This window comes from Streptomyces odontomachi, from assembly GCF_024435355.1.
Lineage (GTDB): Bacteria > Actinomycetota > Actinomycetes > Streptomycetales > Streptomycetaceae > Streptomyces > Streptomyces odontomachi.
This window is the reverse complement of sequence record NZ_JAMJWG010000031.1, coordinates 58,664-85,613: the sequence shown is the minus strand read 5'-3', so window position 1 is coordinate 85,613 and position 26,950 is coordinate 58,664. Positions and strand designations below refer to the sequence as shown.

The window sequence follows — 26,950 nt, the reverse complement described above, 5'->3', positions numbered from 1 at the left end:
TCCGGGCGCCCTGATCCCCGACCACGCACCCGGACGACAGGCGTCTTGCCGATCCGGTCCCCGTGTCCTGGCATGCGGCGGCGTCATCGACTGCCCGGCTTCATCCTCAAAGACCAGCCAGGCCCCGAGCGCCGCCGCGATGCTCCTACCCGGGGCCAGGTCCCCTTCTCACCTCGACCGTCACACCGTCACGCCCGATCGCCCGCCGGGCGGGCTGCTGCCACGACCAGCCGTGCCGCTTCAGTAACCGCCACGTGCCCTCCACCCTGTATGACACGTGCCCTTCACCGTGATGAACAGTCGGCCGACCGGCGTCTTCACCTGTGCCAGTGTCCACCGTTGTTCTGCCCGGCCATGCGCAAGCTGGCCCCGCTCCAACTCCCGTGCCAGTAGCGCGATCTGGTTCGTGCCGAGCGTCGGGCGGCCCGGTGAACCCTTCGACCGGACACCGACCTCACCCGCTCGCGCCAGGCCCGCCGCCGCCGCTCCAACGACCGCTCGGTTACTCGCAACGCGGCAGCGATCTCCCGGCTCTTCTCCCTGCTCTCGAAGGGGTTCCACGGCCTGTAGCCGAATCCGCTCCCCGCGCGGCCCTCTCAGCGTCGGTCAGCCCGCCGCCCCGCGCGTACCTCACGCCCCAGGGCTACCGGAGCCGACCCGGCGCTGTCTGGCGACCGGCCCCGACATCACTCAATCAAGTTCAGTAGCTCCTCAAGATCCCCGGCAACACCCAAGGCAAGGAGCAGTAACCCCTGGTGTTCGGCAGCAGTCGCTGGGCCCTCGGGGGTGGCCGGGTGCGTCGTGGCTGTGGCCGTGTCGACGGCAAGGAAACCCGCGCTATGGACCGCGGGTCCGATACGGGAAACCTTTCAGAACCAGCGTCGGTGGCGCGGGCGAGGTGCCCGAAATGGGACTCGCGGTCACGAGCCTTGCCATGGTGCTCTGTCGGAGTGGAGGGGATCATCGCCGGCGCGCTCGCCGTGATCGGCACACTGCTGGGTTCCGTCGTCGCTCATCGGTATCAGGACAAGGCGGCCCGACGTGCTGAGACCAGCCAGCAGAGGCGACTTCAGCAGCAGAGGCTCTTCGACGGCTGCGCCGAGTTCATCGCCCTTGCCGAGGACTACCGTCGCGCCCAGTACGACAGGTGGACGCGTTGGCACACCGAGCCTGAGGGGCAGGCGGCCCGGGAAACACGAGCCGACTCGTACCGTCTCTATGTGGAGACCCGCGCCAGCGCCTGCCGCCTGAAACTCGCCAGCAGCCGTCCGGACGTGCAGCAACTCGCCGACCGGGCCATCCAGGTGCTGGAACTCACCAGCTTCATCATCCGCACCGACGACAGGGACGACATGCTCCGCCGGGGACAGGCGGCCCAGGTCGCGTGTGACGGCTTCGTCGCCGCAGCCAATTCGGTGCTTCACGGGTAGGTGCTTCACGGGTCGAGGACGGCCGACGCATCCGGAAAGCACCGGAAGACGCTGGGCGCCGCTGCCCAGAACGGCGGGCGGGGAATCACGGTAGAAGCGTCCGAGCCCGGGCACGGCCGCCGTGTCGCCGTTCCACCCGGTCGGCTGTGCGAGGCAGCCCCGAGCGAGACGGCCTCCCAGGCTGGGTGCGCTTCAGTCGAGCCATACGAGCATTGCTTCGTCCGCCGCAGCGGCGGCCTCGAAGAACTGCGTCAGGTCGCCGTACCAGGGGCGTCCCCACTCAAGCGTTCCGGGCTCATCCCAGCCCATGGGATAGACCTCGGTTCGGGTCAGTTCAGCAGGTTCCACCCCGTCGATGAGCTGGTCGTACGTGGTGGTGCGAAGGACTTGGGCTGCCAGCCGGACGCGTTCGGGCCGCAGGTACCGCGGAGGGCCGTAGCCCCAGTCCTCGTCCTCGGCGAACGGCTCCTCGCCGTGGATCACGTTCACCGGGAAGTCCGCGTGTGCCAGCAGGAAACGGAGCATGTCCCAGGTCTTGTACGTGCTGAAGTGGCGGGCTTCCGTAGGTGCTGGCTCTGGCTCCTCCTCGGCGTCCTGGATCTCTTCGACGAGGCTCAGTGCCCAATCAGGGTCTTGGATCGCTCGGTAGAGCTCAGCAGCCGTGACACGTACGTACTCACCGATCATGCTCATGGCGGGAGACTAGGTGAGGCCGCTGACAGCAGCCGCTGGGCCGGCCATCGCACGGCCTTGCCGGGGGAGGGGGGATGGTGAGCAGGAGGCGTTACGTTGCCCGGGGCGTGCCTGGGGGCTACCGGATCTGGGACAACCGGGGGCGTCGGTGGTGGGGCGAGCTTTACGAGTTGTGTCCTGACGATCTCGTGCGCGAACTCAACGGTCCTGCGGACCACGCGCGGATCACTGCGCTGATGAAGCGCTACCGAGCGCAGAAGCGGTAGGTACCGCCGCGCACCGCCCGCCCCCAAACGGACCGCAAGCGCACCGGAAGCGCGAGTTCCATTCTCGTCAGCCGCCTCCGAGGTAAGGCCCGGGCCGCATGCCTCGGCTGCCTGCGCTGCCTGGGCTGCCTTGTTTCACCGCGCTCCTGTCACCGCGCTCCTGTCACCGCGTTCCTGTCGCCGACCCAACCGCTACAGCGGCGTCGCCGAGAGGTCCTGGGCCGCCTCCGGCGTGGCTTCTGCGCGTTCCGCCTCCGCCTTTGCGGCCAGCGCGTTGGTGGCGGAGTTGAAGCGTTCCATGGAGGTGGGGTGGTCGGGGCCCAGGACGTACTCCTTCAGGGTGCGGCGGTCGAGGGCCATCGGGTCGGCGTGTGGGGCGCGGACCGAGTCGAGGATCTCCGGCAGGCGGGTGCACTCGAGGTCGAGGAGGTAGGCGGCGCCCGCGGTGGTGTAGGCGGCCCGGAACTCGTGGTCGGGCAGGTTGCGGGCGTTGGTGAGGGCGTATGGCTTGAGGCCGGCCACGAAGTCGGCGACCACCGAGGAGACGTCGCTGATGAGGATGTCCGCCTGGTTGAAGCACTCGTAGAGGTTCGGGAGCTGGTTCAGGATCACGTTGTGGCGACGGGTGCCCTGGGTCTCCCAGAAGATCCGGTGCCACTCCGCGCGCAGTTCCTGCCACTCGGCCGCCCCGATGTGGTCGGGCACCCGGGCCTCGCGCAGCTGCTCGGCGTCGTCGCCGCCGTGCCGGTTGGCCAGTTCGTCGAGACGGGCTCGGATTTCCGCCAGCCGGGGCCGTGCGGCGGTGGCCGCGGCCTTCGCCTCCGCGGGGTCGCGTCGCTCGTTGTCGGCACGCAGCAGCGTGCGGATCGTCTTGTCGGCTGCGGCGGCCTCGGGCGAGCGCTTGCCGGTGAGCGGGTGCGGCTTGTAGATGATCCGTACGTTCTCCGCCAGGAGCTTCTCGACGAGGGACACGCCCATCGGGATCAGGGAGGTGTGGCAGTCGTCGTCGCTCCAGCCCTCCCAGGTGGGTGCGTAGAGGACGACGGGCAGGGGACCGGGGACGTGCTCGGCGTGCAGGCGGATCGGGGACAGCTGTGGGCGACCCACCTCCACGATCGCGCCGTCGGTGATCGCGTGCCGCACCCGCCGATAGCGGTCCCGTCCCGCGCGGCCGGCCACCCAGATCTCGTCGTACACCTTGCTGACCCGGTTGCTGCTGGCCAGCTTGTCGCTGTCGCCGTGCCCGATGAAGACGTGCTTGGCCTCGGCCACGCGGAGCATGTGCACGTTCTTGCCCGCGTTGCCGGGGTACAACACGACCCTGACGTCGGACAGGTCGAGCTTGGCCAGGTCGTCGGCCCTCGGCACGCAGATCACGGGGAGCCAGGTGCGGCTCAGGTGGCGGAACGAGGCGTTCTCCCGAAGGATGATCACCGGGCGCAGGTCGAGCTGTTCGAGCGTCTCGATCCACATGTTGACCTGGTACATGAAGTCGCGGGAGACGGCGGCGAAGCTGAAGTAGAGCGCCACCTGCGGTCGGTGTCCCGCCAGCTGGCGGTTGACCTCGGCGAACACCTCGTCACGTGACGGCATGCGACGCGCCTTGCGGTACTGGGCCAGTATCGCGAGGACAGCGGCCACGGCGACACCCGCGGTGAGCGCGAAGCCCGCGAAGGCCGGCTCCCAGGTGCCGGCGACGAGCGCGCCGAGGAGCCCTGCGTGGGCCGGCACGTCCAGGTGGAGGAGCTTGCGCAAGTGGCGTCTGTACAGCACCGGTGACGGCTGCCGCGGTATGCGCAGCGCGCTCAGGTCCAGGTTGCGCACCACCAGCGGCACCACCCTGCGGCGGCGGATGGCGTGGTGCACCGCCGCGTACAGCATCATCATCACGTAGTGACCGCTGAAGACGGCGAGGGCGGTGACCAGCACCTCGCCCGGTGCGTCCAGCCGGCTGGCCAGCGCGAGCAGCATCACCGTGCGGATGGCGAACCGCATGGTGCGATCGAGGTGCAGCGCCGCCAGCCGGCGTACGAAACTCGGAGCGCGCTCGTGCAGCACCTCGTCCACCGCGTACGTCACGGCCGCCGCCGCCATGAAGGCCCACGGCGACGGCAGCAGGGCGAGCACCGGGAGCATGACGAAACCGGCGCCGAGCAGGAGGACGAGGAGCAGGTCGATCGCCCCGCGCACGCGTAGGACTCCACACAACCGACGGATCACCATGGGCAGGGCCTTCTCTTCCGAGGCCGCTCGCCCGGGACGAGCGGCCTTATGTACGTCATTTCGACGTGTATGCCAGTTCGACTCGGAAGGGGGGTGAAGAGTTGTACGCCTGGTTTGGGGGAAGCGGGTCGTGATCCGTGGGGAGTGGTCGGGGGTGGTTTGCCCAGGTCAGCGGCCCGGGGGTGGTTTGTTGCCCGGGGCAGGCTGACTCCGGCCGGCGGCAGTGGCTTCGGCAGCCGGTCGCGGCCGGCTCGGGCGGCCGGCCCGGGGCAGAGAGCCTGGACCGGCCGCGCGGAGGTCAAGAAACGCAGAGGTCAACGGAGCGTTGAGCCGAAGGACGCCGCGGTGTCGGGGGTGCCGAGTGTGACGGGGCCGACGACCAGTGCCCCGTCGGGGACGATGCCGGTCGGCTGACCGTGCAGCGCCCACACGGCACCGGTGCCGCTGTTCTCGCCGGTCGCGGCCGCGGCCAGGTCGGCGTGGCCGTCGGCGTCCGTGTCCAGGAGCCGGACGCGGCTGCCGAAGCCGTCGCCCGCCTCGGCGGTTCCGGGGACGCCCGTGGTGTTCTGCGTGATGACCTGGGCGCCGTCGCCGGTCAGGCCGGACGGGCCGCCGTGCAGCAGGGTCACGTCTCCGGCGCCCTGCGTGGTGCCGAGCGCCTCGCCGGGGGAGCCCACGACGACGTCGGCGTAGCCGTCGCCCGTCACGTCGCCCACGCTCACGGAGGTGCCGAAGCCGTCCTCGGGTTCGTCGGCACCGGGCACGCCGGGGGTGTCCTGCGTGAAGGTCTGCCACGTGGTGGGGTCGGTGAGGCCGGAGGCGGATCCGTAGGCCACGGTGATCTGGTTGTCCATGGCGTTGCCCGTCACCATGTCGGCGTAGCCGTCGCCGTTCACGTCGCCCAGGGCCATGGCCTGCCAGCCTTCCGGAGCCGTTCCCGAGGGCGTGGAGGTGAGGCCGGAAGGTGCGCCGAGGTAGAGCCGGGTGCAGTAGGTGCCTTCGCCGCAGTAGACGGAGAGCGCCAGGTCGGTGCGGCCGTCGTGGTCGACGTCCCCGGGTACGGCGTCCCAGACGTCGAAGTAGCCCAGGTCCTGGTTGTCGAGGGTGGTGGAGGAGGCGGGGGTCCCGGTGCGGGAGACGGGGCCGTACCAGATGGCGGCCGTCGTGCCCATCGGGTCGTCGCCGGGGGCGACGCTCGTCTGGAAGAGTGCCAGGTCGCGCTGCCCGTCGCCGTTGAAGTCGCCGGTCTGGCTGGCCGAGCCGTAACCGGGCACGGCGGTGCCGCCGGACAGTCCAGCGGAGCCGCCCCACACGATGACGGAACCCTTGCCGGTCCCGCTGACGACCAGGTCCGCGTAGCCGTCGCCGTCCAGGTCGCCCTTGGACACCTGCGCGCCGAAACGCTCGTCCTTCACGGGGTCGCCGGGGATGCCGCCCGTCGCCCGGCTGATGACGGAGTACCGGGTCGCCGAGGGCCCGTCGGGTCCGCCGTACATCACCACCACGTAACCGGCGTGGCCCTGGCCGCCGATCGTGCCCGCCGGGGCGCCGACGACCAGGTCCGCGTAGCCGTCGCCGTTGAAGTCGGTACGCCCGTCGCCGCTGCCCGCCGCGTGGCCCACCGTGCTGAGCGGGCCGGCGCCCAGGGCGATGACGCCGGCCACGAGCAGCGGCGCGGCCCGGCGCACCGTCAAGTACTTCGACAGCATGTAAGGATCCCCCGAGTGTTGGTCTGCCGGTCGATTACCCCGTGAGACCCGGCACCGTCACCAAGGGTTGTATCGCGGAGCGTGGTTGCGCAGGGGGGCAGCGCACGGTCCCTGGGGCACGGTGGTCAGCCTCGGTGGGACTTGCCCTCAGGGCGTGGCTACTGGACGTCCACGAAGTCGCCGGCCGCGTTGACCGCCGGAGTCGTGGCCGTGCCGGCGAAGCTGTAGCGGAAGTAGCCGTCGGTGGAGGCGGTGACGGTCGTCCTGAGGTTGCCCGTCGAGTCGGACTTGATCGTCTTCAGCGTGGTGTAGGTGGTGCTGTCCTTCTTGCGGAACTGGAGCTTCACCGGCTGGTTGATGTAGCCGTGGTACGCGTTGTCCTCCCAGTTGGCCCGTGAGAGCTTGCCGGTGACCGTGATGGTCTTGCCCTTCTGCACCGGCTCCGGCGCGGCGTTGACCGTCAGCTTGGAGTAGCGCTGCACCTTGAACGTGGTGGCCGCGTCCCGGTGGATGTAGTCGTAGTCGTTGGCGGAGACCAGCGTGGCGAGGTCCCAGGTGGCCGCCGCGGCGTTGTCGACGAAGCCGGTGGTCGCCTGCGGGTCGAACGTCAGCGTGCCGGTGCACGTCGACGTGGTGGCGCTCGCCTTGACGCAGGTGATGTCGCCGTCGTCGTACCAGATCTGCGCGTAGTTCGGATTCGGACCCGAGGCGCTGATGTACGTGGTCTCGGCGATGCCGGAGTCGTCCGACGCGGTCACGGCGACCTTGGCGGACACCACGTTGGTGGTGCCGACCACGACGGGCTTGCCGCCGTTGACGACGACCTTGTCGATGGTGATGTCGCCCGATCCGCCGTCCTCCGCCTGGGCGGTGGTCGCGCTGATCGCGGTGGCGACCAGTGCGACGCCGGTGCCGAGCAGGGCAAGGCGCATGGTTCTGGGCATGGGAATTCCCCCCGGAGTCTTCAAGTGATCAAGCGGAGCGTACGGCGTTGGCCAAAGCATCACCACTCTGTTGTCCCACCTGGTCGGCGGGTTCGTGGCCGGCCGACCGGGCTTGTCACGGAAGCCCCGTGGATTTGTCCGTGATCGGTAACGGAGGGATCGCCGGGCCCTCCAGCTCCATCCTGACGGGTGCACAGGACACCAGGGACGGCACGGAGGTGGGCGGACATGGCAGGGCAGGGCGGACGCGGATGGTATGGCCGGTTGATCGCCATGGCGGTGGGCGTGGCGGTGCTGGCCGCGGCACCCATGGTGTGGGCCGCGCAGAAGGAACCGATCAAGGGCCGCTGGGGAAAGGTGGCCGCCTCCGCGCCGGTGTCGGTGGACATCGCCCATGCGTCGGACCGCGGTGCCAAGGGCGTCAACATCACCATCGACGACGGGCCGGACCCGACCTGGACGCCCAAGGTGCTGCAAGTCCTGAGAGAGAACGGGGTGAAGGCCACGTTCTGCATGGTGGGGACGCAGGCGCAGGAGTACCCGGACCTGGTCAAGCAGGTGGTGGCGGCCGGGCACCGGCTGTGTGACCACACGGTGGCGCACGACGTCACCATGGACAAGAAGTCCGAGGAGTACCAGTCGCAGCAGATCCTCGACGCCGAACGGATGATCACGAAGGCTTCCGGAGGTGTCACGCCGATGTACTACCGGGCTCCGGGCGGTGCCTTCACCCCGTACAGCCGGAAGCTCGCCGCGTCCCGGGGAATGCGGCCGTTGGGCTGGAACGTCGACACCAAGGACTTCGAGCGCCCCGGCGTGGACACCATCGTCGCCACCGTCAAGCAGGAGATCGCCAACGGGCCGACGCTCCTCTTCCACGACGCGGGCGGAGACCGTTCGCAGACCGTGGCCGCCCTCAAGCAGATCCTGCCGTGGCTGAAGCAGCAGGGGTACACCTGCGGGTTCCCGGTGCGTTGAGGCCCGGCGATCGACGCCCGCACCCGGGTCCTGCGTATTCCCCAGCGCCCGCCTGCCCCGCGTCGGTCCCCGTCTCGCCTATCGCGCGTCCCCCCGCCCATCCCGCGTCCTCATCCCGCGTCGCGTACCTCGCGTGGTCAGCGAAGGGCACGCCAGGAGGGGACGGTTGTGCTCGACGCCGAGCAGGACGCCCTCGGCCCTCGCGACCCGCCGCCACCCTGCTCCGGGGGTCGTCTCGTAGTATCCCGCTGTGACGATACGTATTCACTTCACGGCGGATGACCTGGTTCGCGTCCGTCTGTCGGAGGGACCGTATCCGATGGTGGAACTGAACCGGGCGCTTCTGGTGGTGCAGGGCTCCAAGCATCGGGTGCGCCTGGACGCCTGGCGGCAGCAGACCTTCACGCGCCTGAAACCCCAGGCACGCGCGCTGTTCGAGCTGGTCCCTGCGGACGGCTGGTCTGTCGACTTCCTCGCGCCGGCGATGCCCGGCAGCCCGGAGGAGGTTCTGGAGAAGGTGCGGAGCACCCCGGTGAGCTATCTCCGCAAGGATCTGGCGGCATGGGCCGGGTTGCAGCGCCAGTCGCAGGGCCGGGTTCCCGCATGGGCGGCCCGGCTGGATGGAGAGCCCGAACTCTTCCAACGGTTGGTCGACGTCCTGGGCCATGCCCATCAGCAGATGCTCGCACCGTACTGGCCCAGGATCGACCGGTTGGCGCGCGCCGACCGGGCCGTGCGGATGCACCACCTGACGAAGGGCGGAGTGGAGAGCCTCCTCAGCCATCTCAGCCCCGGCCGCATCCGATGGAATCCCCCCGTCCTGGAACTTCTGAGCGACCGTTACAGTCTCGACGTCCATCTCGGTGGCCGCGGTCTCCTCCTCATCCCCTCGCTGTTCGCGGCCTCGACCATCAACTCCGGTGCCGAGCCGCAACCCTGGCTGACCTTCCCGCTCGGCGGTGACGAGCCCGTGCCGACGCTGCCTTTCGCGCTCACCACCGCCACGTCCAACGGCTCCTCGCAGGCCTTGGCCGCCCTGCTCGGGCGCACGCGCGCCGCCGTGTTGTGCGTGATCGCCGAACACGCCGGCTGCACCACCACCGAACTCGCCCATCGGGCGGCCATCTCCCTGGCCAGCGCCAGCAAGCACGCCTCCGTCCTGCGCGGTGCCGGCCTCACCACGGTGCGCCGGCACCGCAGCAACGTCCTCCACGCGCCCACCTCCGCCGGAATCGCCCTCCTCAACGCCTCCACCGGCACCGCGGGCAGCACCCCAGGCGTGCCGGAGGACAGCACCCTGCCGGAGGCGTGAGTCCGAGGTCCCGCTCGCCCGCCCGGTCCTGACCGTGCACGTCATCCGGTGCATGGAGCCGACGGGTAGTGGGTGGCGAGGTGGTGGAGGTGTTCCAGGGCGTCCAGGACGACGGTGCGGCGGTGCCAGGACAGCCAGGCGCCGGCCTGGGTGCCGAGGGTGTTCAGGGCCATGAGTTGCGGATCGCGCAGGGTGCTCGGCAGGGGTCTGGTGTAGTGCGCCCAGACCACGCCCATCAGCCGGCGTTCCCCGTCCAGCAGCGGCACGCTGTGGCAGGCCCGGGCGCCGGACCGGAGCAGAGCGGTGTGCGGCCCGGCGTCGAGGAAGTGTCCGGCGTGCCGCAGGTCGCGCACGGTGACCTGGGAGGTGGACGCCAGCTGCCGGTACGACAGCGAGTCGGTGTCCCGGACGAACGCGAAGCAGTCGCTGAACGGGCCGTCCAGGTTGTGCTGGTGCTCCAGGCGGAGCAGGTCGGACTCGACGACGTGCACCGAGCCGCCTTGTGCGCCGGCGACGGCCAGGGACTGGCGCAGCACCTGCTTCGTGAAGTCGCCGTACTGCCAGTCGCGGGTGCGGCCCGCGACCGGGTTCCAGTGCAGGGCCGTGGCCACCGGCGGTGCGGCACGGGCCCGGCCGGGGAACCACGCCCTGGCGCTCGCGGGTGCGCGGATGTGGTTGATCGCGTCGGCGACGGTGTGCAGCTTGACGTTGTGCCGTTGCGACGCCTCCCGGAGCAGGGTGAATCCGGCGGAGCGGTCGGGGAGCCGGTAGCGACCGGCCAGTATGCGGGTCGCGTCGCGGATGCCGCGACGCGCGATCTCCCGGTTGCGCACCGCCAGTTCCGCGTGCGTCGCGGGGGAGGAAGGGGCGGAGGGGGCGGAGGGGGCGGAAACGGTGTGCGACATGCGGGCCTCCCGCGGGTCGTGGTTCGGGCAGGGGCCGGCCGGCGGGTCTGGCGACGGTGGGCGGACCCGGGTCCAGCACCTCCAGACCGCCCCCCTCACCATCGTCGTGAACGGAGCCGCACCTGTGCAGCCCGGAAAACGAAGCGTCTGCTTCCCAGGTCCGGGCCGTTGCTGTCCGCTGAACGAAGCACGCGCCGCCGCATCCGCGCCGGATACGCATGGTGTGCGCATTCAGGGGTAAGCGTGAGGTCCGCGTACGCCCCAACGCTCAGCTCCGCGTACGCCCCGACTCTTCGCCTCAGGGATGATCTCCGTGCACGCGCCTGGATACCGGCACCCGTTCGCCCACCTCTACGGTCGCATCGCGCTGCACGGCGCGGGCAGCGGCACGAGTTGCCTGGCGCACGTCACCACCGGAGCCGTCAGCGTCGACCAGGTCGTCGTCGCACACCCCCGCGACGCCGACGCCCCGCCTTTCCACGCACTGTGCCTGCGTTTCGCACCCTTCGAGCCGGCGACGGGACCGCACCGCATGCGACGCGTGGTACGCCAGCCGCCCGCCGCCGGCGACGTCGCCCTGATGTGCCACCGCGGCCTGCCGCACCGCCATGACGCTGCCGTCCGGCCGGACAGCGGGCAGGAGACACGGCTCGACGCCGCCGTCGTCGACACCTCGCACCCGCACGCGCCGCCGTCCGCTGGCCACTTCCGCGAGGTCGAGCACCTTCCGGTCGCCCCGGACGCGGCGGAGCAGCTGGACGCCACGGTCGCCTGCCTGCACAACGTCCTCGACCACACGCCCGGGGGCGGCCAGGACTCCGTCCTGCTCGACTCCTCCGCCCGGCTGCTGGCCGCCAGCCTGCTCGGTTGCATGCCGCAGTACCGCGGCGACAACGGCCAGCACCGCACCACGACCCTGCAACGCGCCATCGACTTCATCCAGATCCACGCCGACCAGCCCCTGGAGCTGGCGGACATCGCCGCTGCCACCGGGGTCACCGCGCGGGCCGTGCAGTACGCCTTCGCCGGCATCGACACCACCCCGCTCGGCTACCTGCGCGACACCCGCATCGCCCGCGCCCACACCGACCTGCAACACGCCGGCCCCACCACCCACACGGTCACCGACATCGCCCAACGCTGGCACTTCACCCACCCCGGGCGGTTCGCCGACTACTACCGCGCCGCCTACGGCACCTACCCCTCCACCACCCTCAACCGCCCAGCGCCCGCGCCGTAGCGACCAGCGGAAATCCCGGTCAGTCCCGGTCAGTCCCGGTCCTCGGCCGCTCGGAAGGTGGCTCGAAAGCCGCGTGGTGACCATCCGGCATTGCGGTGGGCGGTGTGGCCGGCCCGCGTCGGGGTAGTTCGGGCTCATGCGGATGAGCGTCGTGGACGTGGGTTCCCACACGGTGCGGCTGGCCGTCGCGGACACGGACGCCGGTGCGCCGCTGCCCGTGCACACCGCCAAACGCCGATTGCGGCTGGCCCAACTCGTGGAGCCCGACGAGTCGATCGGCCCGGACGCCCTGGAGCGGCTCGCCGGTGCCGTGGGCGACGCACGGCAGGAGGCACTGGACCGTGGCTCCGGCGAACCCGCCGCTTTCGCCACGGCCATCGTGCGCGAGGCACCCAACCGCGCGGATGTCCTCGAGGGTGTGCTCCAGCGGACCGGCGTACGACTGCGGGTGCTGCCGGGCGAGATGGAGGCGGCTCTGACGTTCCTCGCCGCGCGCCGGTGGATGGGCTGGCGGCCCGGACCGCTGGTGGTGCTGGACATCGGCGGCGGCTCGCTGGAGGTGGCGTTCGGCCGTGGCCGGTTGCCCGACTTCGCCCTCTCGCTGCCGCTGGGCGCGAGCCGGCTGACCCGCGACCACCTGGGCGAGCAGGACCCACCCGACCCGCTCGCGGTCAAGGCGCTGCGCCGGCTGATCCGGCACGAACTGCGCGACGTCGCCGCGCGCATCCGCTGGGAGGCCCCGCAGACCGCCGTGGCCACCTCGCGCACCTTCACGCAGCTCGCCCGGCTCTGCGGCGCACCCCCCGGCCGGCAAGGACCGTTCGTCCACCGGGAGCTGCACCGCAAGGACCTACGCCGGGCGATGCAACGGCTGGCGGAGCTCCCCGCCAAGGAGCGGGCTCAGCTGCCGGGCATCTCCGCACCGCGGGCCGAGCAGGCGCTCGCCGGCGCCCTCGTGGGGCACACCGCCATGAAGCTGATGGGCGTCCGCCGGCTGACGATCTGCCCCTGGGCCGTCCGCGAAGGGATCCTGCTGCGCCACATCGAGGAGGGCGAGGCGTGGTGGGACGCCCTCGCCTGGCCCCATGAGCGCGAACCGGGCCGTTCCCCGAGGGTCGGCTCGGCCATGTGCGCCGCCATGTGATGCCGGACCGGCGGCGAGCTGACGTCCGCCGTTCAGCCGGCGGCCCGGTGGGCGTGGCCGCGGTGGGCGTGGTCGCGGACCTTGGCACAGCTGTTGGTGATGAGGCGGGAGACGTGCATCTGGGAGACGCCGATGCGTTCGGCGATCCGGGCCTGCGTCATGTCCTCGAAGAAGCGCAAGTACAGGATGGTGCGTTCACGTTCGGCCAGTTTTCGCAGGCCCTCCTTCGCGGCCTCCCGGTCCGTGACGAGGTCGTAGCCGGGCTCGGCCTGCCCGAGGGTGTCGGCGAGGCTGAAGCGGTCGCCGGTGCCGGTCTCGGCGTCCAGGGACAGGGCGCTGTAGCTTTCCAGGGCGCCCATTCCCTCGCGGACCTCCTCCACCGTCAGGCCGGAGTGCTCGGCGATGTCGTGCACCGTGGGTTCGCCGGTGCTGCCCGGCGCGTCCATGAGTGCACGGCGTGCGATGCGCACCGCGTTGCGCAGATCCTGGACGCGCCGGGGGACGCGCACGTCCCACGTGTGATCACGGAAGTGGCGGCGTAGTTCGCCGTTGATGGTGGGCACGGCGTAGGACTCGAAGGCGCCGCGTTCCGGGTCGTAGCGCTGGACCGCCTTGACCAGGCCCATGGCCGCGACCTGCTTGAGGTCCTCCGGGTTCTCCCCCTTGTTGCGGTAGCGGCCGGCGAGGCGGTCGGCCATGGGCAGCCATGCCTCGACCAGCTCGGCACGTAGCGTGTCGCGCTCCCGGCCCGCCGGGCAGGAGGCCAGCCGCTGGAACGTGCGGTCGGTGTCGGGTGCGTCGTCGTGCCGGTGGTGAGAGGCCGTCGGGTGGACCATCGGGTCGCTCCTCAAAGCTGTCGTCAAAGCTGTCGTCAGCCGGTGACCTGCGAGGAGCAGTGAGGACACGTCTGGCACACACCGCTCCCGCAGACGCGCCTGTCGGTCTCAAGCACTGCCGTTCGCCTGCCCGTGGCCTTGGTGGGCAAACGCCTCGCACGCCTCCCGCCTGCCGGGGTGCTGCCTGCCGGAGCTTCGTTCCGCGGATCGGCAGGGCGATGACCTGGGGCGGGTGTTTTGCTCCGCGTGCGGTGGGGGAAGGCGGACGCTGGGAAGACGGTGCACGCCCGGAGTCCGCTGCCGCAGGGGCGGCGGGGGCGATCGAAGTGGTGGCGGTTCGAGGCGACGGCACCGGCCGTGCAGGTTCGAGGGCCAGTCAGGAGGTGGGTCTGCCGTGCATCAGACGGCGTTCGCCAGCGACAGCCTGGCGGAGACGGAAGCGTACTTGTCCGAGGCCTACACCCCGATGAGGATCGGGGGCCGCCCCGACGACACCGGCGCCCGGATCGTCCGTCGCACGGTGGGCGAGTTGACCGTCGACGAACTGTCGTTCGACTACACCATGCACTACGACGCCGCGCCTCTGGACAGGTTGTGCCTGGTCTCCGTGCACCGCGGTGTCCACACCAGCGGCGAGGAGGCCTGCGGGCCGGGGGAGACGTTCCTGGTCGCCCAGCCCGATCGCCCCTACCGGGGTGACGTACGGTCCGCCGAGTACACGATCGTGTCCTTCGATCCCGCACACCTCAGCCGGGTCGTCGGGGCCGGCCAGGGCCCGGTGCGGCTGACCGGGACGAGGGCGATCAGCCCCGCCGCCAACCGGTTGCTGCACGCCACGGTGGGCTACCTCCGTGACACCGTCCTCCCTGCCGTCGACAACCCCGCCGAGCACCCGTTGGTGGCCGGCACGGCGCTGCGGCACCTGGCGGCCGTGACCCTTTCCTGCCTGCCGCACACCACCGACGGCACCGAACCGGCCCGCGCGGACAGTCGCGACGCGCACCCGGACACCCTGCGCCGGGCCATCTCCTACATCGACGACAACGCCCAGCGCGACATCGGCCTGGCCGACATCGCGGCCGCCGCCTTCGTCACACCGCGCGCCCTGCAATACGCCTTCGAACGGCACGCGCACACCACACCGCTGCGCTACCTGCGCCGGGTCCGCCTGGCCGGGGCTCACCGGGAACTCAGGACCGCCCGCCAGGGACAGGCCACGGTGACCGACATCGCCCAGCGCTGGGGCTTCGCCAACCTGGGCCGCTTCGCCGCGTACCACCGGCAGGCGTACGGCGCCACTCCGGCCCAGACGCTGGCCCACCCGGGGTGACCGGCCTGCTACCCCTTCTGTTCCTGCGGGTGGGTGGCCAGCGCCTCGACGGTGACGTCCATCCACTTCCACATCGGCAGCGAGGTCAACGCGTCGTGCAGTGCGGCGGGATCGTCGGCCTCGTAGAGACCGATCGTGGCGTTGCGTCCGGGAACGCGCCACAGCCGCTTGAGGATGCCCGCCTCACGTAGCTGCACGGCGCGTTCGCGTTCGGCCGCGCGCAACCGGGCGCGTTCGTCGTCCGGTGTGTCGGGCGGGAGCAGGTTCTCCGTCCGTACCAGGAATTCCATGGTGTCCTCGGGGTCTCGCGATGGTGGGAAGACGGGCGGTCACGCGGTGGCGGGGCACACCTTCAGCAGGAGTTCCGCGAGTTCGGCGGGCGCGGTGACCATGGCCTCGTGGCCGGTGGACAGCGTGTGCACGGGCCAGCCGCGCGCGGCGGCGCGCTCGGCGTGCGCCTGGAACACCCGCATCCAGTCGGTGCATTCGACGAAGACCGCCGGGACGCTCTCGCCGGCGCCGGTGAGCCGCAGCGGTTCGGTGTAGGTGAGCCACGGGTGCGGGGTCAGGCGCGGGGCGAGCCAGTCCACGTCGGACGGCTCGGTCACGCCGAGCACCGTCAGGGAGCGCACCGGGATGAGCCAGCCGAACCCGGGCCCGGCGACCGACTCGCGGTAGTGGCCGGCGACCTTCTCCGGGAGCAGGTCGATGCCCGCTTCCCCGTCGTCGCCGACGAACGCGTCCAGGTACACGCGCTGGGCCAGGCGGTCCGGTATCCGGTCGGCGACCCCGGTGACGACCTGCCCGGCGTAGCTGTGCCCGACCAGGACGACGTCCTGCGCGTCGTGTGCCTCCAGCAGGGCCACGACGTCCTGGACGTGGGTGCCCAGGCCGACCGACGGGGCGAGCAGGTGCGCCCGGTCGCTGAGCCCCGTCAGCGTCGGGGCGTGCACCTCGTGACCTGCGGCGCGCAGCAACGGCACCACGCGCTGCCAGGCCCAGCCACCGTGCCACGCGCCGTGCAACAGGACGAAAGTGCTCATACCATTCCTTCTTCGGTTCCTTCTTCGGTCATGGGTGGGTGTCCGTGGTCCTGGAACAGCGCCGCGCCGACGGCGGTGTTGGAGGCAGGCACGTGGTAGGTGTCGTGGATCCGGGTGATCCGGTCGCTCAGCGCGCCGCGCATGATCAGCCACATGATCAGTTCGATGCCCTCGGTGCCCGCGGCACGGATGTAGTCCTCGCGCGACAGGGCCGCGAGCCGGTCCGGGTCGGTCTCGATGGCCTCCAGGAACATCCGGTCGAACGGGGTGTTGATCAGGCCGGCGCGCGCCCCGGCCAGCTGGTGCGACATGCCGCCGGTGCCGAAGACGGCGACCTTCAGGTCCTGCGGGAAGGACCGGATCGCGCGCCCGAGCGCCCTGCCCAGCGCGAGGCAACGGGCCGCGGTCGGCTGCGGGTACTGGATGACGTTGACCAGCAACGGCACCACCGTGCACGGCCAGGCGTCACCCGGATCGGGGCAGTAGACCGACAGCGGCACGGTCAACCCGTGGTCGACGTCGAGCTTGTGGAACGTCGCGATGTCGAACGAGGCGTCCACCAGCTCGCGCACGAGGTGCTCGGAGAGCTCCGGCGCGCCGATCACCTGCGGCACGGGCCGGCGCCCCCAGCCCTCGTCCGCCACGTCGTAGGAGTCCGCCGTGCCGATCGCGAAGGTGGGCACCAGGTCGAGGCCGACGGCGTTGGCGTGGTCGTTGTAGACGACCACCGCGACGTCCGGACGGTGCGCGGCCATCCACTCCCGGGCGGGCGCGTAGCCGTCGAACAGCGGCTTCCAGTAGGGGTCCGCCGTCTTGCGGTGGTCCATCGCGGCGCCGATCGACGGCACGTGCGACGTGGCGAGCCCCCAGATCACCTCAGCCAAGGGTCCGCCCTCCCGAGCGCAGGGCCGCGGTGAACTCCTCGGTAGACATCCCGGTGAAGACACCGCCGAGATCCTGCATCGACCGCCCGTCCAGCATGGCCAGCTTGTACGTGTAGAAGATGGACCCGCCCAGGTCCTGCATGCCGATCCAGTCGCGTTCCAGGATGGCCTTCCGCTGCTCCGGCGAGAGCCCGTAGGCGTCGCAGTAGGCCGCCTCGTCCGCGCGGAAACGACGCCGGTTCTCCGGGTCCTTCAGCGAGCCGCACAACCGGTTGATCGCGTAGCCGCGCCGGCTCTGCGCCACGTCCAGCACGTAGTCGTCCTGGGCCTTCTTCGCCGTCGCCATCCGCCTGCCGCCCCTCCTTCGTCGTGCGACGCGAGCACCGGGTCCTTGAAGTAGGGAGGTCTCGCAAACGAAATCGTCAACAATCTTATCTGCAACTCTTGCGCCAATATCGTGCCGCACGTACGGTCCCTCGGGAAACGGGTGCCGTCAACGGACCGGCCCCGGCTGGCTGCGAGCGGCCGGCCCAGCCCACAGGACAAGGGAACGTTGACAACGATGACAACGAGTGAGCGCCTGTCCAAGGCCACCGGCGGCCCCGCCACGCTGCACACCGGCACGGTGGTGGCCGCCTGTTTCGCCGTCTGCCTCGCCCAGATCGGCCTGGCCATGCCGGCCACCCTCAACGGTGTCTTCCAATCCGAGTTCCATCCCGTCGGCTCCCAGCTCACCTGGATATCGGACTGCTCCCTGCTGCCCATCACCGTGCTGGAGCTGACCTTCGGCGTGCTCGGTGATCTCTTCGGCCGCAAGCGGCTGCTGATCACCGGCGCCGGACTGCTCGCCATCGGCGAGGCGATCTCCGGGACGGCCGGCACCGTGCACGTGCTGTGGGCGGGGCAGATCGTGGCCGGGATCGGCTGTGCCGCGCTCTTCCCCACCTCCCTCGCGATGCTGGTCTCCGGGCCGCGCACGGCCGCCCAGCGGGCCCGCATGATCGCGTTGTGGGCGGGCATCCTCTCCACCGGCAACTTCCTCGCCCCGCTGCTCGGCGGCCTGACCGCCACCTACGGGAACTGGCGGTGGGCCTTCGCCGTCGTCGTCGTCCTCGCCCTCGGTGACGCCCTGCTCAGCAAGGTCACCGCGCAGGAGTCCCGTTCCCTCGCGGAACGCTCGCTCGACCCGGCCGGCCAGATCACCATCGGCATCGGGCTGTGCGCGCTGCTCTTCGCGGTCATCCAGGGCGCGTCCGAGGGCTGGGACAGCCCCGTCGTGATCGGGGCGTTCATCGTCGCCGCGGTGTTCATCGCCCTGTTCATCGTGGTCGAGCTGCGGGTCCGCAACCCGCTGCTCCAGCTCACCCTCTTCCGCAACCGGGCGTTCGCGGTGGCCTCCGCGGTCACCGTGGTCGGGATGTTCGCCTTCCTCGGGACGGCGTTCTCGACGAGCCTGCGGATGGGACCGGTCCAGCATCAGAGCTCGATGCGCACCGCCTTCGCCTTCCTGCTGCTCAGCGGACTGACGATCTTCCTGATGCCGCTCACCTCGTGGCTGATGGCGCGGTTCGAGGCACGCTGGGTGCTGGGCCTCGGCTTCGCGCTGATGGCACTCGGCGACCTCCTTGCCGGTCGGATGCCGATCAGCGACACCACGCTGCCCTCCCTGATCGTGCCGCTGGGTCTGGTCGGTGTCGGCTTCAGCTTCGCGGTCTCCTCCGTGACCGAGACCGTCGTCGGTACCGTGCCGCACCACCTCGCCGGCATGGCGAGCGCCACCACCAGCATGCTGCGTGACCTGGGCTTCACCCTGGGGCCCGCGGTGATCGGTGCGATCGCGGCGGCGCGGTCGGCGGCCGCGTTCACCAGTGGCCTCGCCTCGTCCTCGCTCCCGCCGGACGTGCGGACGGCGGCCACGAAGCTCGTCACCGAGGCCGGCAGCCCGCTGGCGGTCGAGGAGCAACCGCCCGGCTCCGTACCGGGCAGGGCGGCGTCGATCGCCGTCGACGCCCTCGGCCACGGCTACGCCGTCGGCTACTGGACCTGCGCGGTCGCCGCGCTGGCGTGCTGCGTGGTCACCGTGTTCGCCCTCGGCCGCGCGCGCTCGCACGACGAGCCGGAACCGGCGGGCACGACCGAGCCCGGGCGGGCCGGCACGACGACCTAGCCCGAGCCGGCGAGCGACCGAGCGACGTTCGGCGAGGACGAGTACCTCCTGCGGGCGCTCGGCGACGGCACCGCCGGCTTCCTCGTCACGTCCGGCGAACCGGGGGAACCGATCGCGGGCGTACGGGCCGTGGCGGACGGCGCGGCCCGTCTCGCACCGAAGGTGGCGGCCCGGGTGATCGCCCACCTCGCGGCCTCAGGCGCCGGCGCGCGGGCCGAACGGCGCACCTCCGCCCGCCGCAGGGCCGAGGCGGCTGGTGGGGCCCCGGGCAGCGACTCGGACAGTCCCCGGACCGGTCGGCCGCAGGCGAGATTCCCGCTGTTCCCGCGGCTGTGCGATACGCCGCCGGCCAGGCGTGTCGAGAGCAGCGGCACCGCTTCGGCACATCCCCCACGATGGGTCCATTTTTCGATATCAGCCCGGCAACAGCCCTGTCCGGAGACCATGTTCACGGCGCACGAGCCAAGAACGTAGGGATCAGGGAGTCACGGTGGACGACGGGGAGATCCAACACCGCATCGCTGAAGCGGAACGGACGGGCGTACTGGACCTCAGCTCCATGGGGATCACGGAGGTGCCTGCCGATGTGCGGGCTTTGACCAGCCTGAAGCTGCTTCGCCTACCGGGGAACAGGTTGTCGGTGCTGCCGGACTGGATCGGGGACCTGACGGCTCTGGAGACGCTGGACCTGGCGGAGAACGGGATGTTGGTGTTGCCGGAGTCGTTCGGCAACCTGACTGCCCTGGAAACCCTGGACCTGGCGGGGAACGAACTGTCGGTGTTGCCGGCGTCGTTCGGTGACCTGACTGCCCTGGAAGAACTGGACCTGGCGGAGAACGGGTTGTCGGTGCTGCCGGAGTCGTTCGGCAACCTGACTGCCCTGGAAACCCTGGACCTGGCGGAGAACGAACTGTCGGTGCTGCCGGACTGGATCGGGGACCTGACGGCTCTGGGGACGCTGGACCTGGCGGAGAACGGGTTGTCGGTGCTGCCGGAGTCGCTCGGCAACCTGACTGCCCTGGAAGAACTGGACCTGTCGGCGAACGGGTTGTCGGTGTTGCCGGAGTCGTTCGGCAACCTCAGTGCCCTGCAAACCCTGGACCTGGCGGGGAACGAACTGTCGGTGCTGCCGGAGTCGTTCGGCAACCTGACGGTCCTGAGGACGCTGGACCTGGAAGGGAACGAGTTGTCGGGGTTGCCGGAGTCGTTCGGGGACCTGACGGCTCTGGAGACGCTGTATCTGGAGGGGAACGTGTTGTCGGCGTTGCCGGAGTCGTTCGGCAATCTCGTCGACTTGGCATGGCTGGACCTGTCGGGGAACGGGTTGTCGGTGTTGCCGGAGTCGTTCGGCAACCTGACCGCTCTCCAGACGCTGTATCTGGAGGAGAACGAGCTATCGGCGTTGCCGGAGTCGATCGGCGATCTCACCAACCTGAACATGCTGGTCCTGTCGGGGAACGAGTTGTCGACGCTGCCAGTCCGGATCGGCAGCCTGGACCCCCTCAAAACCCTGAACCTTGAGCGGAACCCCTTGACGACCCCTCCCCCGGAAGTGGTGGCTGCCGGTCTCGAAGCGGTGAAAGCGTTCATGGCGGGGCTTGCCACTGCCTCTGTGCGTCAGTGGGCGTCAAAGGTCCTGCTCGTCGGCCAGGGGCGAGCGGGGAAGACATCGCTGCTGAGAGCGTTGCGTGAGGAGGGGTTCGACCCGCAGGAGGAGAGCACCCACGGGCTGCGTGTCACGTCCCTGGACATGCCGCACCCGGACCCCGCGCTTGGTGGGGTGACGATGAATCTGTCGGCGTGGGACTTCGGTGGCCAGGAGATATACCACGCCACGCATCAGTTCTTCCTCAGCGAGCGATCCTTGTTTCTGCTGCTCTGGGACGCGCAGGTGGGCTGGCGGGAGAGTCGGCTCTACTACTGGCTCGACATGATCAAGGCGCGCGCACCCAAGGCTCCCGTCGTGCTGGTCGCCACCCATATCGGGCCCCGGCCCCCGGACTTCCCCTTGGGCGATCTCCAGCGCGCCTACCCCGGGATGATCGTGAAGAGCCTGGGCGTCGACAACGCCACGGGCCGGGGGATCGACGAAGTGCGCGAAGCCATCGGCCAGTCCGCGGCCGGGCTACCGCTGATGGGTATCCGCTGGCCCACGACCTGGCTCGAGGCGGCGGACGCGATCCGCTCCCACCCGGAGAACCACATCCCCACCATGGGCCTTCACGAGATCATGGCCGAGCACGGTGTCACCCACCCCGCTCACCAGGAAGGACTCGCCACGGCCCTGCACAGCCTGGGCGACATTCTCTACTACCCCGAAGAGGACGAACTCGGCGATCTGGTCGTGCTGCGCCCGCAGTGGCTGACCGGCTACCTCAGCAGGGTTCTGGACGACCCCGACAGCGCCGTGCGTGCGGGCGGTGGACTGTTCACGCGGGCCCACCAGCGTGACCTGTGGCCCGACCTCGATCCGGGGATGCGCCACCACTTCCTGGCCATGATGGAGCGCTTCGACCTGTCGTACCGGACCAACAACCCCACCACGAGCCTGGTCGTGGAACTCCTGCCCTGGGATCCCCCCGCATACGAACCCCGCTGGCAGGCTGCCCAGTCCACACACCGGGAGCTGCGGCTGCGCTATCGCCTCCACACCGTGCCGCCGGGCATCCCCACCTGGTTCATCGCCCGCGAGCAACGCTTCGCCTCCGGCCTGCACTGGCGCACCGGTGTCCTCCTCCAGCACCCCGACGGTGTCCACGTCGCACTGCTGACCCTGGACCAGCACGCGAAGACGGCCGAATTGGCGGTGCGTGGGCCCTACCCGCAGGACTTCTTCGCGGTCCTCAAGGACGGCTTCCAGCAGACCCTGGACCGCTACCCCGGCCTGGGCGTCGACTACCTCGTCCCCTGCCCGGAGCGCGGCGCCGACGGGACACCCTGCCCGCACGAGTTCCGTCTCGAGCAGTTGCAGGCCCGGATCCGGCTCAGTCCCCGGCGCGAGAGGATCGAGTGCCCCGTCAGCATCAACGACATCAACGTCCGCCAACTCCTCGAAGGCATCGAACCACCCACGACCGAGCTCAACGAAACCCTCGCCACGGTCGTCAGGCAGCAAACCCAGTTGCTCCGGCAAGGGCAAGACCAGGCCACGCGCTTGACCAGGCTCCAACAGACGGCAGACGCCCAGGCGCAGAGTGCGGTCATCCAGGCGGCCGCCCTGGCAGAGCAGCAGCGCGCGTTCCTGGCCGCACAGCGGCGCGACCAGAACTGGCACCAGGTCCTCTGCCCCACCGTCATGGCCCTCGAGTACGTGCGCCGGCGTGCCCTGGGCGGCTCGGTGGCACGGCTCCACCTGTACTGCGAAGCCCCGGGGGCATGGCATCGCGCCCCTGACGCCGAGCCTTACGAGCTGAAGCTCACCTCTGATCGCGTGCAGGCAGTCCTGCCCTTCGCCACGGCCATCCTGAAGATCATCAAGTACGCCGTGCCGGTGGCCGGCGCTGCCATCGGCATGGTTTCCGAAGACCTGGCCAAGCAGCTGGAGAGCGACATCGCCATGACCAAGGCCCTCGTGGACACCCTGTCCGACAACCTCCCCGACGGCGGCGGTCCCCCTGACGTACCCACGAGGGTCCGAGCCGTCGACGACCCCAAGTTCCGGGCCATGCAGCAACTTCTGCTCACCCTCGACCCGGCCTGCAACTGGGGTGGCCTGAGCAAGGTCAGCACTCCTGAAGGCGACGTCTTCTGGCTGTGCAACGCCCATGCCCAGCAGTACCGCGGACTGCCCGGCCAGTCTCTTGCGGCTAGAAGCTGACCCGGACCGGACTGTCACCGAAGCCCGTGGGTTCATCCGGTGCGGGCCGCGTCGCCCTTGTCGCGGGCCGCGGCGTGCCCGCGGGTTCCCGGTGCGCCGGCGGGGCTCCCTTCGCGGGCCACCCGTAGACCTGGATGGAACGATTGTTTAATATGCTGAACATGCGTTCAACGCCCGACGACCGCACCACCCGTGCCGTCATCCGTGACGAGGCCCTGCGACTGTTCGCCGCGCGCGGGCCGGAGGCGGCGACGGTGCGGCAGATCGCGGTTGCCGCAGGGGTGTCGCCGGGGCTCGTCGTGCATCACTTCGGGTCCAAGGACGGTCTGCGGAAGGAGGTCGACCAGCATGTGCTGGCGATCTTCGAGGCGATGCTCGGCGAGCTGACGGGGGAGGGCGCGGCGGAACTGCTCGACCCCGGTGCCGAGGCGGGTTCGCTGAGTGAGGCGCTCGCCCAGCACCTCCCGGCCGACTCGCCTCTGCCGGCCTACCTACGTCGGTTGCTGCTGTCCGACACCGACGCCGGACGGCTGCTGTTCCGGCGGCTGTTCGACCTGAGCAGGCGGACGCTGGACGGCATGGCGGCGGCCGGACTGGCCGACCCGGGCCGGGACCCGGCGGTGCGCGCCGCCGTCCTCCTCGTCAACGACCTCGCCCTGTTGCTGCTGCGCGACCGCGTTGCCGAAGTCCTCGGCGCGGACCCGCTGTCCGCGGACGGGATGGCGCGCTGGGCCCCGGAGCTGCTGAGCATCTACGCGGGCGGGCTGAACGCGGCACCACCGGAACCACCAGGAGACACCCCTTAAGGAGACTGCGCATGGCGCCCGGTCCCACACCCGTTCAAGAGCTCCCCGCAGAGCAGCCGTTACTGCGGGCCCACGACATCCACAAGTCGTACGGCAGGCACCCGGTCCTGCGCGGCGCCGACCTGACGGTCACGGCGGGGCAACTCGTCGCCGTCGTCGGGGAGAACGGCGCAGGCAAGTCGACGCTGCTGAAGGCGCTCGCCGGCACCCTGCCCGTGGACCGCGGCGAGGTCGTGCTGTCCGGGACCCTCGGCTACTGCCCGCAGGACCCCGTCCTGAACGCGAGCCTCACCGTCGAGCAGCACCTGCACTACTTCGCCGCCGCCCACCGCCTGCCCGACCTGGAGCGCGGTCGTGAACTCGTCCGCCTCCTCGGGTACGAGCAGTACGCGGCGGCCACGGCGGGCGACCTGTCCGGCGGCACCCGGCAGAAGCTCAACCTCACGCTGGCCCTGCTGCACGACCCGGACGTCCTGCTCCTCGACGAGCCGTACCAGGGTTTCGACTGGGAGACCTACCTGCGGTTCTGGGATCTGGTCGAGGACCTGCGCGGCCGCGGCAGGGCGGTCGTGATCATCACCCACCTGGTCTTCGAGCAGGACCGCTTCGACCTGCTCGCCGACCTCGTCGACGGCCGGCTGACCCCGCGCGCCACGTCGGCCAGGGAGGACCACCATGTCAGCGCCTGAGGCGATCCGGATCCGGCCGCAGTACGGCCAGTTCCCCACCGCGCTGCGGTTCTGCGTGCGCGACCAGACCCGCAACCGGTTGGCCGGGCTGTTGCTCGTCCTCTTCGTCCCCGTCTGGTACCTGCTGATGGGCGCGATGGCGGGGCGCACGCCGTTGCACTTCAAGCTGTACGCCACCGGTGAGGTGCTGCGTGTCGACGGGGGCCATCTGACGCTGATCTCCGCCGGGCTGAACTCCGTCACGATGATCGCCGGGTTCGTCGTCTTCGACGCCGTCCGCAAGGCCCTCGTCTTCGACCGGCGGCTGGTGTTCGCCGGCTTTCGGCAGGGCACCCTCATCGGGGCCAAGTCCCTGGCCGTGGCGCTGGTCGCCACGGCCATCGCCCTCTACACGGCGCTCGCGCTGCTGCCCTTCTGGCGTCCGGGCCCGGGCGGCTGGTGCGCCGTGCTCGCCGGCTTCGTCGTCATCGCGCTCGCCTACGGTGCCCTGGGCCTGTTCATCGGCGTCCTGGTCAGGCATGACCTGGAGGGCTTCTTCCTGATCATCATGGGCGGCCTGATGGACACCTTCCTACAGAACCCGCTGGGCAACCCGCTCGCCAACAAGCCCATCCTGCAATGGTTCCCGTCCTTCGGACCCATGCAGTTCGCCGTCAGCGGCTCCTTCGGCCACACCGCGCTGTGGAGCCACCTCGCGCTCGGCCTGGCCTGGGCGGCCGGCTTCGGCGCGGTCGGCCTCGTCATCTTCCGCGTCCGGACCCGAAACCGTACGCACACGGTGTGACGACGGGCCCGGGCGTTCGCGGTCCGTGGTGCCGGCGCGCCGCAGCCGGCCCCGCGGGCGGCGGCTATCGTGCAGCGAATGACACCCTCTGCCACCACCGCGCTGAGCGACGCGGACTTCGCCACCGCCATCGAGGACCGCTACTACGAGGACTACCTGCCCGGGGCGGTGTACGTCTACGGCAGCATCACCATGACCGAGGACGACATCCTCCGCTTCGCCGGCGAGTTCGACCCGCAGCACATCCACACCGACCCGCGGTTCGCGGAACACGGTCCGTTCAAGGGCCTGATCGCCAGCGGCTGGCACACCTGCGCCGTCATGATGCGGCTCTACGCCGACCACTACATCAGCAAGGTCGCCAGCCTCGCCTCGCCCGGCATCGACGAACTGCGCTGGGTACGGCCGGTCCGGCCCGGCGACAGCCTCGCCATCCGCACCACCGTCCAGCAGGCCCGTGTCTCACGCTCCAAGCCGGACCGCGGACTGGTCCACACCGGCATCGAGGTACTCAACCAGCGCGGCGAGACGGTGGTCACCATGTCCGCCATGAACCTCCTGCTGCGTCGTCGACCCGCTGGTGAGTGAGCGACGCCCGGCTCCCCTTCCTGCCGGCTCCGTGCCCGCTACCCGGCCACGAACTGCGTCAGGATGGCCTGCACCTCGTAGATGTCGACGCCCTTGGTGAAGGTCTTCTCGATCGGGGTGTCGCTGCCGGAGAGCCAGATCTTGAGTTCGGCGTCGAGGTCGAGGTGGCCGGCGGTCTCGACCGCGAAGTGCGTGATGCTCTTGTAGGGAATGGAGTGGTACTCCACCCGCTTGCCCGTGATCCCCTGCTTGTCGACGAGGAGCAGCCGACGGTCGGTGAAGATGATGGTGTCGCGAATCAGCAGGTAGGCCGCGTAGACCTGCTCGCCCTGCCCCATCAGCCGTGCGTACTCCTGCTGTGCCGCCGCCGGATCGACCGCGTGCGCGTTTCCGAAAAGCGCCATGACAGGCCCCCGTTTCCCGCGTGTTGTGGTCACCGCACCGCATCGCACTGTATACGCGGTGCGGTGCGGCGCCTTCCGGGAAGTGCACGATCCCTGCGCGGGCGTGGCGCGCCGCGCGTTCAGGCGCGGGCCGCCTCCCACTCCTCGGCGAGGATGCCGAAGACGACCTCGTCCAGGAACGCGCCGTACACCCAGCCCGAGCCGCGCAGGGTGCCTTCGTGGGTGAAGCCCGCCTTCGTCGCGGCGCCCCGCATCGCCGCGTTGTCCGTGAGGGTCTCCAGCTGGATGCGGTGCAGGCCGCGCACCTGGAATCCGTAGGCGCACAGGGTGCGCAGCACGTCGGCGCCGAGGCCGCGACCGCGGAACGCGGGGCGCATGGAGATACCGATGTGCCCCGTCCTGTTGTGCATGTCGATGCCCCAGAGCGCGGCTTCGCCGGCCAGCTCCCCGGTCCTCAGCTCCACCACGGAGAAGATCGCGGTGTGGTCGGAGGGTTCCATCATCGCGTAGGGGGACGATCCCGAGCCCGGCGCGATGGGTCGCCAGGGGTGGGAGCTGGCTCGCGCTCGGGTCGGCACGTCGTCGTACAGCTCGGAGTGGAGAACCGCGACGTCCTCTGCGTGCCGGGCGCGCAACCCGATCTTTTCACCGCGTATCACGCCGCATTGCTACACGAAGGGGGCCAGCCGAGCAACGGAGTTCCCGGTACGTCCGGAAAGCAGCTGTTTCCACGCCCCGTCCTGCGATAGTGATCACGT

25 protein-coding genes and 2 pseudogenes are annotated in these 26,950 nt (G+C 70.3%); 14 read left to right on the top strand and 13 right to left on the bottom strand.

The window, feature by feature from the left end; all coding sequences use genetic code 11:
- Positions 1-634: pseudogene (locus tag NQO67_RS44845) on the bottom strand (winged helix-turn-helix domain-containing protein); the annotation flags it as partial.
- Between the two features lie 316 nt (positions 635-950).
- Between NQO67_RS44845 and kilB the strand changes: the two are divergent.
- On the top strand, positions 951-1,430 hold the full coding sequence (gene kilB / locus NQO67_RS39310) for a plasmid transfer protein KilB (protein ID WP_255955302.1): 480 nt from the start codon (positions 951-953) through the stop codon (positions 1,428-1,430).
- A 192-nt stretch (positions 1,431-1,622) separates the two neighbouring features.
- Here the strand turns inward: kilB and NQO67_RS39305 are convergent, their stop codons facing one another.
- Positions 1,623-2,123: a YfbM family protein gene (locus NQO67_RS39305; protein WP_255955301.1), complete on the bottom strand. Its 501-nt coding sequence runs from the start codon at positions 2,121-2,123 to the stop codon at positions 1,623-1,625.
- A gap of 77 nt (positions 2,124-2,200) precedes the next feature.
- Here NQO67_RS39305 and NQO67_RS39300 point away from each other — a divergent pair, with 77 nt between their 5' ends.
- Complete coding sequence (locus NQO67_RS39300) at positions 2,201-2,389, top strand: hypothetical protein (protein ID WP_255955300.1); 189 nt, start codon at positions 2,201-2,203, stop codon at positions 2,387-2,389.
- A gap of 192 nt (positions 2,390-2,581) precedes the next feature.
- Here the strand turns inward: NQO67_RS39300 and NQO67_RS39295 are convergent, their stop codons facing one another.
- The 3 genes from NQO67_RS39295 to NQO67_RS39285 all read right to left on the bottom strand — a co-directional run bounded on the left by NQO67_RS39295 (position 2,582) and on the right by NQO67_RS39285 (position 7,265).
- Complete coding sequence (locus tag NQO67_RS39295) at positions 2,582-4,579, bottom strand: CDP-glycerol glycerophosphotransferase family protein (protein WP_255955299.1); 1,998 nt, start codon at positions 4,577-4,579, stop codon at positions 2,582-2,584.
- Between the two features lie 347 nt (positions 4,580-4,926).
- Positions 4,927-6,321, bottom strand: a complete 1,395-nt coding sequence (locus NQO67_RS39290) for an FG-GAP-like repeat-containing protein (protein ID WP_255955298.1) — start codon at positions 6,319-6,321, stop codon at positions 4,927-4,929.
- Between the two features lie 158 nt (positions 6,322-6,479).
- Positions 6,480-7,265: a single-stranded DNA-binding protein gene (locus NQO67_RS39285; RefSeq protein ID WP_255955297.1), complete on the bottom strand. Its 786-nt coding sequence runs from the start codon at positions 7,263-7,265 to the stop codon at positions 6,480-6,482.
- A gap of 228 nt (positions 7,266-7,493) precedes the next feature.
- Here NQO67_RS39285 and NQO67_RS39280 point away from each other — a divergent pair, with 228 nt between their 5' ends.
- The gene (locus tag NQO67_RS39280; protein ID WP_255955296.1) at positions 7,494-8,243 is read left to right on the top strand and encodes a polysaccharide deacetylase family protein; all 750 of its coding nucleotides are present in this window, start codon (positions 7,494-7,496) and stop codon (positions 8,241-8,243) included.
- 319 nt (positions 8,244-8,562) lie between these two features.
- The gene (locus tag NQO67_RS39275) at positions 8,563-9,555 is read left to right on the top strand and encodes an ArsR/SmtB family transcription factor (protein ID WP_255955295.1); all 993 of its coding nucleotides are present in this window, start codon (positions 8,563-8,565) and stop codon (positions 9,553-9,555) included.
- Positions 9,556-9,596: 41 nt separating this feature from the next.
- On the opposite strand, the gene NQO67_RS39270 is transcribed toward NQO67_RS39275, so the two are convergent.
- Positions 9,597-10,460: an ANTAR domain-containing protein gene (locus tag NQO67_RS39270; RefSeq protein WP_255955294.1), complete on the bottom strand. Its 864-nt coding sequence runs from the start codon at positions 10,458-10,460 to the stop codon at positions 9,597-9,599.
- Positions 10,461-10,773: 313 nt separating this feature from the next.
- Between NQO67_RS39270 and NQO67_RS44455 the strand changes: the two genes are divergently transcribed.
- Both NQO67_RS44455 and NQO67_RS39260 read left to right on the top strand, forming a co-directional pair.
- On the top strand, positions 10,774-11,700 hold the full coding sequence (locus NQO67_RS44455; protein ID WP_255955293.1) for a helix-turn-helix transcriptional regulator: 927 nt from the start codon (positions 10,774-10,776) through the stop codon (positions 11,698-11,700).
- A 136-nt stretch (positions 11,701-11,836) separates the two neighbouring features.
- Entirely contained in the window at positions 11,837-12,844 is a 1,008-nt protein-coding gene (locus NQO67_RS39260) for a Ppx/GppA family phosphatase (protein WP_255955292.1), read from the top strand.
- Between the two features lie 32 nt (positions 12,845-12,876).
- Here the strand turns inward: NQO67_RS39260 and NQO67_RS39255 are convergent, their stop codons facing one another.
- Positions 12,877-13,680, bottom strand: a complete 804-nt coding sequence (locus NQO67_RS39255; RefSeq protein WP_255955291.1) for a SigB/SigF/SigG family RNA polymerase sigma factor — start codon at positions 13,678-13,680, stop codon at positions 12,877-12,879.
- 394 nt (positions 13,681-14,074) lie between these two features.
- Between NQO67_RS39255 and NQO67_RS39250 the strand changes: the two genes are divergently transcribed.
- Complete coding sequence (locus NQO67_RS39250; RefSeq protein ID WP_255955289.1) at positions 14,075-15,010, top strand: helix-turn-helix transcriptional regulator; 936 nt, start codon at positions 14,075-14,077, stop codon at positions 15,008-15,010.
- A gap of 8 nt (positions 15,011-15,018) precedes the next feature.
- Here the strand turns inward: NQO67_RS39250 and NQO67_RS39245 are convergent, their stop codons facing one another.
- Genes NQO67_RS39245 through NQO67_RS39230 form a run of 4 tightly spaced genes read right to left on the bottom strand, consistent with a single transcriptional unit; the run spans position 15,019 to position 17,283 of the window.
- Positions 15,019-15,300: a muconolactone Delta-isomerase family protein gene (locus NQO67_RS39245; protein ID WP_255955288.1), complete on the bottom strand. Its 282-nt coding sequence runs from the start codon at positions 15,298-15,300 to the stop codon at positions 15,019-15,021.
- 39 nt (positions 15,301-15,339) lie between these two features.
- A complete protein-coding gene (locus NQO67_RS39240) occupies positions 15,340-16,053 on the bottom strand; it encodes an alpha/beta fold hydrolase (protein WP_255955287.1) in 714 nt (237 codons plus the stop codon).
- Entirely contained in the window at positions 16,050-16,928 is an 879-nt protein-coding gene (locus NQO67_RS39235) for a class III extradiol dioxygenase subunit beta (protein WP_255955312.1), read from the bottom strand. Before NQO67_RS39235 ends, NQO67_RS39240 begins: the two co-directional genes overlap by 4 nt.
- Position 16,929: 1 nt before the next feature.
- Entirely contained in the window at positions 16,930-17,283 is a 354-nt protein-coding gene (locus tag NQO67_RS39230; protein ID WP_255955286.1) for a protocatechuate 3,4-dioxygenase, read from the bottom strand.
- 216 nt (positions 17,284-17,499) lie between these two features.
- Between NQO67_RS39230 and NQO67_RS39225 the strand changes: the two genes are divergently transcribed.
- The 7 genes and pseudogenes from NQO67_RS39225 (at position 17,500) to NQO67_RS39195 (ending at position 25,788) form a co-directional block, all read left to right on the top strand.
- Entirely contained in the window at positions 17,500-19,104 is a 1,605-nt protein-coding gene (locus tag NQO67_RS39225; RefSeq protein WP_255955285.1) for an MFS transporter, read from the top strand.
- Between the two features lie 24 nt (positions 19,105-19,128).
- Positions 19,129-19,353 (top strand): annotated as a pseudogene (locus NQO67_RS39220) (DNA-binding response regulator); the annotation flags it as partial.
- Between the two features lie 241 nt (positions 19,354-19,594).
- Positions 19,595-22,921, top strand: a complete 3,327-nt coding sequence (locus NQO67_RS39215) for a leucine-rich repeat domain-containing protein (RefSeq protein ID WP_255955284.1) — start codon at positions 19,595-19,597, stop codon at positions 22,919-22,921.
- A gap of 161 nt (positions 22,922-23,082) precedes the next feature.
- Positions 23,083-23,727: a TetR/AcrR family transcriptional regulator gene (locus tag NQO67_RS39210; RefSeq protein WP_255955283.1), complete on the top strand. Its 645-nt coding sequence runs from the start codon at positions 23,083-23,085 to the stop codon at positions 23,725-23,727.
- A gap of 11 nt (positions 23,728-23,738) precedes the next feature.
- Positions 23,739-24,416, top strand: a complete 678-nt coding sequence (locus NQO67_RS39205; RefSeq protein WP_255955281.1) for an ABC transporter ATP-binding protein — start codon at positions 23,739-23,741, stop codon at positions 24,414-24,416.
- The gene (locus NQO67_RS39200; protein ID WP_255955280.1) at positions 24,403-25,200 is read left to right on the top strand and encodes an ABC transporter permease; all 798 of its coding nucleotides are present in this window, start codon (positions 24,403-24,405) and stop codon (positions 25,198-25,200) included. Before NQO67_RS39205 ends, NQO67_RS39200 begins: the two co-directional genes overlap by 14 nt.
- 78 nt (positions 25,201-25,278) lie before the next feature.
- The gene (locus NQO67_RS39195) at positions 25,279-25,788 is read left to right on the top strand and encodes a MaoC family dehydratase (protein ID WP_255955279.1); all 510 of its coding nucleotides are present in this window, start codon (positions 25,279-25,281) and stop codon (positions 25,786-25,788) included.
- Positions 25,789-25,826: 38 nt separating this feature from the next.
- Here NQO67_RS39195 and NQO67_RS39190 read toward each other — a convergent pair whose 3' ends face one another.
- Positions 25,827-26,192 (bottom strand): PH domain-containing protein, encoded by a 366-nt coding sequence (locus NQO67_RS39190; protein WP_255955278.1) that lies wholly within the window; start codon positions 26,190-26,192, stop codon positions 25,827-25,829.
- Positions 26,193-26,311: 119 nt separating this feature from the next.
- Positions 26,312-26,851 (bottom strand): GNAT family N-acetyltransferase, encoded by a 540-nt coding sequence (locus tag NQO67_RS39185; RefSeq protein WP_255955277.1) that lies wholly within the window; start codon positions 26,849-26,851, stop codon positions 26,312-26,314.
- Positions 26,852-26,950: the final 99 nt, after the last annotated feature.